The sequence below is a fragment of the Bacillus sp. JJ1503 genome (assembly GCF_036965125.1).
GTDB lineage: Bacteria > Bacillota > Bacilli > Bacillales > Cytobacillaceae > Cytobacillus.
In genome coordinates this window covers 18,365-24,044 of record NZ_JBALOZ010000027.1, presented here as the reverse complement: position 1 = coordinate 24,044, position 5,680 = coordinate 18,365, and the positions used below count along the sequence as shown (strand labels likewise).

Below are 5,680 nucleotides of genomic sequence, written 5' to 3'. Positions count from 1 at the left end.
AGATTTACAAAAAAAGAAGCCCTTCCCAAAATGGAAGAGCTCCCTATTAATCTGTTTTCAGTTTTTTAATATGCAATTTTTTCGATATGAATCCTTTAGATGGTGAAAATAAAAATACGAGTGCAAATAGAATTCCGTTCATTGTAGCCATGCTTCCTGAGATTGATACATCCTGCCAGCTTGCCAAATAGTACCCCATAATGGCCGCACCTACTCCGAAAATTGCACTTAATACAAGCATTGTACTTAATTTATCTGTTAATAAATAGGCAGATGCACCAGGTGCGATTAACATCGCAACAACTAAAATAGCACCAACACTATCAAAGGATGCAACTGTAGTAATTGATACCATCCCCATTAACAAGTAGTGGATCAGCAAAACTGGAATTCCAATTGCTGCAGCCATGCTCGGATCAAAGGATGTAATTTTCAATTCTTTGTAAAATAGCAGAATCATAATTAAGTCGATGATAAGCACAGCAGAAAGCATTAAAAACGCTTTTGGCAATTCTGGTAAAGGGCCCCACTGCACAAGATCCCAAGGGACAAATGTGATTTCCCCCATTAAAGCATGATCAACATCTAAATGGACATCCCCAGCATACAAGGTGATGAGGATTACCCCGACTGCAAAAAGAAAGGTGAAAACGACTCCAATGGATGCATCCTCTTGTATCCCTGAGCTATGAAAAATTTGAACGAGAAAAGCAGTTAATAAGCCTACAACTGCCGCTCCAATTAACATATACAATCCATTCATACTTTGACTAATAATAAAAGCTAACACAATGCCAAGTAAAACTGTGTGGCTAATCGCATCTGCTAGCATGGAGAGCTTACGCAAAATTAGAAAGCAGCCAGTAATTCCGCATGCAATGCCAGCTAATGAAGCAACAATTAATATCCATCCTTCATAGCTCATGATAAGCCACTCCCTTTTTGCTGATGCAAAATTTGCTGTTCTCTAATTTGCTTGTCACGAAGTATTCTTTTTATGCATTTTGTTACTAAACCTCTTTGAGGGGCAAAAAGCATAGAAACGAGAAACAATGCTGTAGCAGTAACAACAATAAATGGTCCTGTCGCCAAGCCCTCTCTAAGTGTACTTATCAAAGTTCCAGCCATTCCAGATATAGCCCCGAAAACACCAGAGATGACAACCATTTTCCCAAGCGATTCCGTCCAATATCGTGCGGCAATCGCTGGTGTGATTAATAACGCAGCCATTAAAATAACTCCGACTGCCTGTATGCCAATTACGACAGCTGCTACTAATAATGTCAGAAAAAGAAAATTCAAGAAACGAGATGGGAGCCCTAATCCTATTGCGAATTCTGGATCGAAGGTTAATACTTTTAACTCTTTAAAAAGTAAGGCCGTTACTAAAATTAAGACAGCAGCCGTACTAGCCATTATCTTGACATCATTTCCTACTAGCGAGGCCGCCTGGCCAAAAATAAAATCACTAAGCCCGCTCTTATTTCCAGATGATGATTGGGCCACCTTTGTTAATAATACAATCCCAAATCCAAAAAACACCGACAAGACTAAACAAATAGCCGCATCCTCTTTTAAAATAGAGGCTGATGTAATAAATTGAATACAATAAGCTGCTAGGAGGCCTGTGATCGTTGCACCAATTAAAAGTGCAATAAGTGATTTCTCTCCTATAAGTAAAAAAGCAATACATATTCCTGGCAAAGCAGCGTGCGCGACCGCATCCCCTATCAAGCTTTGCTTTCTTAGGAGTGCTATGCTCCCAAGGACACCGCTCGCTATGCCTAAAAGCATCGTACCGAGCAATACCCATTGTGTATTTGCATCAAACAGAAGCAGCCTTAACATGTCGTTCATCAAAATCACCTCCGCTGCGTTTCCGCCATTATTTGACCCTTCTCTAAGAACGTCAGCTTTCCGCCATATGTCCGATGAAGATTTTCAATTGTAAATGTTTCTTCTGTTGGTCCCGCTGCAATTACATTTATATTCAATAGAATGACATGGTCAAAATAATCTTTTACTGTCTGTAAATCATGGTGAACAACAAGAACTGTTTTTCCCTGATTTTTCAAATCATTCAACAGTTCAATAATGGCTCTTTCCGTAGCAGCATCCACCCCAACAAACGGTTCATCCATAAAATATATTTTTGCATCTTGAGCAAGAGCTCTAGCAAGGAAAACTCTCTGCTGCTGTCCCCCTGATAACTGGCTTATTTGCCGGTCAGCATACTCTTCCATGCCGACCTTCTGTAAACATTCTTTTGCATACTCAACGTCTTTTTTTCCTGGCCTTTTAAACCAGCCAATATGTCCATAGCGCCCCATTAAAACAACGTCAAGTGCATTAGTAGGAAAATCCCAGTCTACAGATCCTCTCTGAGGGACATACCCAACAACCCTTTCTTTTGGACTGTATGGTTTTCCATAAATTTCTACGTTTCCCGATGTTTTTGGTATTAACCCTAGCACTGCTTTAATCAATGTTGATTTGCCTGCCCCATTGGGACCGATAATACCAATTAACTTTCCTTCCGGCACATCAAATTGAACATCTTCTAAAACAGGTTTCTTTTGATAAGCAACGGTTAAATTTTCCACTTTGACCGGATTCATGACCTCACCTACTTCATTGAATTTACAATTGTATTTACATTATGTTTATACATGCCAATATAGGTACCTTCTTCGGTTCCTTCTTCTCCCATAGCATCTGAGTAAAGCTCTCCCCCAATTTTCACATCATGGCCTTTTTTCTTTGCCCCTTCAATTACCGCATTAATAGAGCGTTCGGAAATACTTGACTCAATAAACACTGCTTTTATATTTCTTGTAACCAATAACTCTACTATTTTTTGAACATCTCCAAGGCCATATTCCGCATCTGTGCTTAAACCTTGTAAACCTTCTACTTCCATATTGAATGCCGCACCAAAATATCCAAATGCATCATGTGCTGTCACAAGGACTCTTTGTTCGGAAGGAATTTTCTCCATTTCTGCAGCAGCAAACTCTTTTAACTCTTTTAATTTATTAAAATACTCTTGGGCATTTTTTTCATAGTAAGCTTTATTGTCAGGGTCTGCTTTGATAAGACCCTTTTCCACTTCCTTTAATGCTCCCGTCCATAAATCAATATCAAACCAAATATGTGGATCGATGGCACCTTTTCCATCTGCCTTTAATAATAGTTCTTCTTCCTTGAGCGATTCACCGATCGCATAAGTTGGTTTATCTTTATTCATTTTCTCGAGGACATCGAGCATTTTTCCTTCTAAATGAAGCCCGTTATAAAAGATCACATCTGCTTTTTGCAGCTTCCCAATATCCCCTTGTGTAGCTTTATAAAGGTGAGGATCAGTTCCTGGCCCCATCAGGCTTTGTACGTCCACCTTGTCACCGCCGATATTTTTTACCGCATCAGCTATTTGGCTAATCGTTGTTGTAACAACGAGCTTTTCACCACGTTGATATCCATTTGAAGAGTCAGATGAACAAGCGCCAAGAATAAATAATGATAATACAAGCAGCATCCCTAATAATTTTTTCATCAATCGTCACCTCTTTTAATTGAGTGTATGCACGTTTATTCAATAAGTGCACATATTTTTGGTATATACATTAATTTTTCATCAATATATAAATGTTGCCTTAGTACAACATTTTAAACCCAATCATAAAATTGTCAATTATTTTTCCAAAAAAAAAACGGCTTTCGCCGAAATTATTTTTTTTTATACGGTTTAATTGTAAAATTTTCTTGAATATACCATCTATCTTTACTGACAATATTAGATACCGTTAATATGAGGGAAGGGATTTTCTCTACATTAAATACGATTAAACCAATCTGATCATTCATAATGATGAAAGACTCTCCATGAGGAAATGATGGGAGCTGTTTGCCCAGGTGTGCAATAGAGCTAACGATAATTTGTTTTATTTCCAGCTCTATTTGGACATGGGGAGAGAATCTTAATATCCAATCATCTTTATCAATCGAAAATCGGTACATGATCTCACCCTCTTTTGAAAGATAGCTTAATTAATAATAGATATGATTTAAGATTGATATTATGAATTAGTGAAAAGTTTTTTTGTTTCTAAAAAAACTTTATTCAAAATATCAATATGAATATTTATCAATTTCAGAAATATTTCAAATATTTGATAGTTTTTATGAAATTATCCCTAATTTCCTTGACTGAATCGGTACATTCGTGTATATTAAAATCATCATTTAACAGAATATATTTCCGTTATTTCTAGAAATATCTGCTTGTATTTTGTTGGGTGGTAATATTTATCTTAGACACAAAAGTGTCTTGAAAGGCTTAGGAGGCAAAGTTAACATGCAAAACGGTAAAGTAAAATGGTTCAACAATGAAAAAGGATTCGGTTTTATCGAAGTAGAAGGCGGAGATGATGTATTCGTACACTTCTCAGCTATTCAAGGTGACGGATTCAAATCTTTAGAAGAAGGCCAAGAAGTTTCTTTCGAAATCGTTGAAGGAAACCGCGGACCTCAAGCAGCAAACGTTGTAAAACTATAATCTTATAAATAAGCAGGCTGGCAAACATTTTGCCAGCCTTTATTTATGTCTCGATATTTATCAATGCCGCCTAAGATTTAGAAAGCTTGCTTCCGATAAGCCTTATTTGTTCCCCTACAGTACATTTTGTAATGCAAAATCTGTGGGCATATCTTCGACCCTTTTCATCTTTATGATGTTTGTGCAGTAGACAGCCTTGACAATAGGTGATCATTAAATCCTCTACCTCGTCAAATATTTGCTTTCTTTTCATTTCACGCCCACCTCTTTCATCAAGACACCTAAATGACTTGCATCTTACTATGAATCATTTTCCCTTCAAGTGCTTGGGTAGCAAGCTTATCCGCTTCTTTATTTTCTGTTCTCGGGATTGGGGTATATCTTGCTTCAATAGAAAGCTTCTTCATTTTTTCTTCAATTCGATCAAGCCAGCGATTTAAATTTTCTTCAAAACATGGCCATTCTCCTTTAAGCTGCATTAATACCCCCTGCGAATCCCCTTTAAATTCACAGATCATATGGTGCACACCCATTTCTTCAAGCAAGTTTAATGTAAAATACAGAGCCGCATATTCAGCTTCATTATTATTTTCTATTTCATGAAAGAGTTCATTTGCACGAATGCGGTATTTCTTCTTCCCTTGCTTATAATAAATGACAGCACCAAGCCCTGCCTGAAAAGCGGCTTTATTAAACCCTCCATCAAAGTATACCGTTAAGTCGTGTGGATCCTCCTCAATTTCGGTAAGAAGCTTCCGCATTTCTTTCGTATTCCATGATGTCCCCATTTCATCGTGATATAGGATATCTTTTCCTTTTCCGCTCTTTTCAATATCCTCCCCCACTAATAATGCCATTTCGCCATCTAACCAGTCAGACTGAAAGACTACTCCTTCATTCCCTTTTATTTTATAAGTCCATTCCAATTTATATTTCATTTTTTTCAGCCTTTCTTAACTTACACATTATTGGTACACTTATTTTATCTTACCCTGATGTGGATTAGAATACAGTGAAACTTCAATCAGTGGTTTTTTTTCAATGGAAAGTGCTGGTGCCGATGTTAACACAGTATATGGCGTTCTTAATCGGTCTAATTCCACTGTTTGTTAGTTGCGGCCCACA

8 protein-coding genes are annotated in these 5,680 nt (G+C 37.4%); 1 reads left to right on the top strand and 7 read right to left on the bottom strand.

Annotated features, from left to right (window positions below):
- Positions 1 to 46 precede the first annotated feature (46 nt).
- The 5 genes from V7149_RS03165 to V7149_RS03145 all read right to left on the bottom strand — a co-directional run bounded on the left by V7149_RS03165 (position 47) and on the right by V7149_RS03145 (position 4,017).
- Entirely contained in the window at positions 47 to 925 is an 879-nt protein-coding gene (locus tag V7149_RS03165; protein WP_335344207.1) for a metal ABC transporter permease, read from the bottom strand.
- The gene (locus V7149_RS03160; RefSeq protein WP_438824080.1) at positions 922 to 1,857 is read right to left on the bottom strand and encodes a metal ABC transporter permease; all 936 of its coding nucleotides are present in this window, start codon (positions 1,855 to 1,857) and stop codon (positions 922 to 924) included. The genes V7149_RS03165 and V7149_RS03160 overlap by 4 nt, the downstream gene beginning before the upstream one ends.
- A gap of 5 nt (positions 1,858 to 1,862) precedes the next feature.
- Positions 1,863 to 2,618, bottom strand: coding sequence for a metal ABC transporter ATP-binding protein (locus V7149_RS03155; RefSeq protein ID WP_335344206.1), 756 nt, complete (start codon positions 2,616 to 2,618; stop codon positions 1,863 to 1,865).
- Positions 2,619 to 2,626: 8 nt separating this feature from the next.
- A complete protein-coding gene (locus V7149_RS03150; protein ID WP_335344205.1) occupies positions 2,627 to 3,553 on the bottom strand; it encodes a metal ABC transporter solute-binding protein, Zn/Mn family in 927 nt (308 codons plus the stop codon).
- Positions 3,554 to 3,726: 173 nt separating this feature from the next.
- Positions 3,727 to 4,017, bottom strand: a complete 291-nt coding sequence (locus V7149_RS03145) for a hypothetical protein (protein WP_335344204.1) — start codon at positions 4,015 to 4,017, stop codon at positions 3,727 to 3,729.
- Positions 4,018 to 4,354: 337 nt separating this feature from the next.
- Here V7149_RS03145 and cspD point away from each other — a divergent pair, with 337 nt between their 5' ends.
- Positions 4,355 to 4,555: a cold-shock protein CspD gene (cspD, locus tag V7149_RS03140; protein WP_071459908.1), complete on the top strand. Its 201-nt coding sequence runs from the start codon at positions 4,355 to 4,357 to the stop codon at positions 4,553 to 4,555.
- 70 nt (positions 4,556 to 4,625) lie between these two features.
- Here the strand turns inward: cspD and V7149_RS03135 are convergent, their stop codons facing one another.
- Together V7149_RS03135 and V7149_RS03130 are read right to left on the bottom strand one after the other, a co-directional pair.
- The gene (locus V7149_RS03135; protein WP_335344203.1) at positions 4,626 to 4,808 is read right to left on the bottom strand and encodes a zinc-finger domain-containing protein; all 183 of its coding nucleotides are present in this window, start codon (positions 4,806 to 4,808) and stop codon (positions 4,626 to 4,628) included.
- Positions 4,809 to 4,836: 28 nt separating this feature from the next.
- Positions 4,837 to 5,493 carry a reverse transcriptase-like protein gene (locus tag V7149_RS03130; RefSeq protein ID WP_335344202.1) on the bottom strand — a complete coding sequence of 219 codons (657 nt, stop codon included), beginning with the start codon at positions 5,491 to 5,493 and terminating at the stop codon, positions 4,837 to 4,839.
- Between the last annotated feature and the right edge of the window lie 187 nt (positions 5,494 to 5,680).